The sequence below is a fragment of the Leisingera sp. ANG49 genome (assembly GCF_059694505.1).
Genome location: NZ_JCATZN010000037.1, coordinates 1 through 1,478, shown reverse-complemented (window position 1 = coordinate 1,478; position 1,478 = coordinate 1). Strand labels below are relative to the sequence as shown.

1 protein-coding gene is annotated in these 1,478 nt (G+C 63.6%); it reads right to left on the bottom strand.

Features of this window, described 5'->3' with window-relative positions; translation table 11 throughout:
- Positions 1 to 250: 250 nt before the first annotated feature.
- Positions 251 to 1,360: an IS110 family RNA-guided transposase gene (locus AC58NV_RS23555; protein WP_497229310.1), complete on the bottom strand. Its 1,110-nt coding sequence runs from the start codon at positions 1,358 to 1,360 to the stop codon at positions 251 to 253.
- Positions 1,361 to 1,478 lie beyond the last annotated feature (118 nt).

Sequence of the window (1,478 nt, the reverse complement as noted above, 5' to 3'; positions counted from 1 at the left end):
TCTTCCGGCGGGGCCGGTTAGGGCGTGATGTGGATGCGCAGGGTAGGAGACGGAACTGAGACGACGGTTGAGCAAGCTCTCATGCGCGGGTTGGTTACCGCATGACCGTGGTTTCGTCCTGGGGCTGCCTTGCTCTAAGGATCGGGCGTCGACAGTGTCGGCCCATAACAGGGCACAAGGGTTCCCCACCGCGTTCCGTCCCCAACCCTGCGCACCGGAAAGGGTCGAGGCGTTGTTGCTCGTGGTCTCCTCAGGCTTTGGCGGGTGAGACGGTGCGGGCGATCGCCCAGATGAAGCCGACCATCTCGCGCGCGATCGCCGTGATGACCACCACTTTGGCTTTTCCGGTCGCAATCAGATGCCGATAGCGCTGGCACATCCTGAGCTGTCCTTTCCAGGCGATGTCGCGGACAGCCTGCGGCAGCGTCTCCAGCCGGGCAAGGAGCTTCGGGCTGACGCGCGCCTGCATCCGGTAACTCCAGGCGCCCTCGATCAGCGCGCGCCGGGCAAGTCCGCTGCCTGCTTTCGTGATCCCGCCTCGCCGCACGCTGCCCCCGCTGGAATGCTCCGATGGCGTCAGCCCCAGGTAAGCCATCAGTTGCCGTGGATTATCGAAACGTTGGAAGTCTCCGACCTCGGCCACCACCGTCACCGCAACGATGAAGCCGACACCACGCATCGCCTGAATCGCATCAACGACCGGCGCGAGGCTCCAGGTTGGCAAAAGGTCTGCGATTTGCTGCGTCAGGCGCTCGACCCGCGCTTCGGCATCCGCAACGGCATCGATGTAATCCTGAAGGACGATCTGTTGCGCTGGATGTGTGAAGCCCACTGTCGCAAGCCAGCGCCGGTATGCCCCCGTCCAGCCCTTCTTGCCGGGATAGATCCGGCTGTGGCGCAACAGAAAGCCCTGAAGGTGCTGACGCGCCTTGCCTGCCACCCGCATCGCGGTCGCACGGGCACGCACCAGATCGCGCATCGCCTCGTGCGCCGCATCCGGCACCCAGACCGCCGTAAGCTCTCCAGCTCGATGCAGCTTCGCCAGCATCACTGCATCGCGACGGTCGGTCTTCACCCGGTCGCCCGCTTTCACCGGGATCAGCGATGGCGCCACTACGATGCAGTCATGGCCCATCTCGACAAGTTGGCGATAGAGGCCATAGCCGCAGGGGCCTGCTTCATAGCAGAAATGCAGCCGTGCCCCCTTGGCCGTCAGCTTTTCGACCAGATTGCGGACCTTATCAGGGCGGTGCGGCACCTTCCCTAGGTGGCGGACTTCTCCGCCCCGTACACCCTCTGCAATTGCAACCGAGATTGTCGCCTTGTGGACATCCAGACCGATGAACGTGCTATCCTGCATGTGGTCTCTCCCCCATTCTTGAGGCACGGCACCCGCCAACCGGGCGCAACCCTCGAACGGAGAATGCCGCGGGAGAGGCCGCTAACCCAGTCTGTTCAGAAACCGATCATGGGGTCTA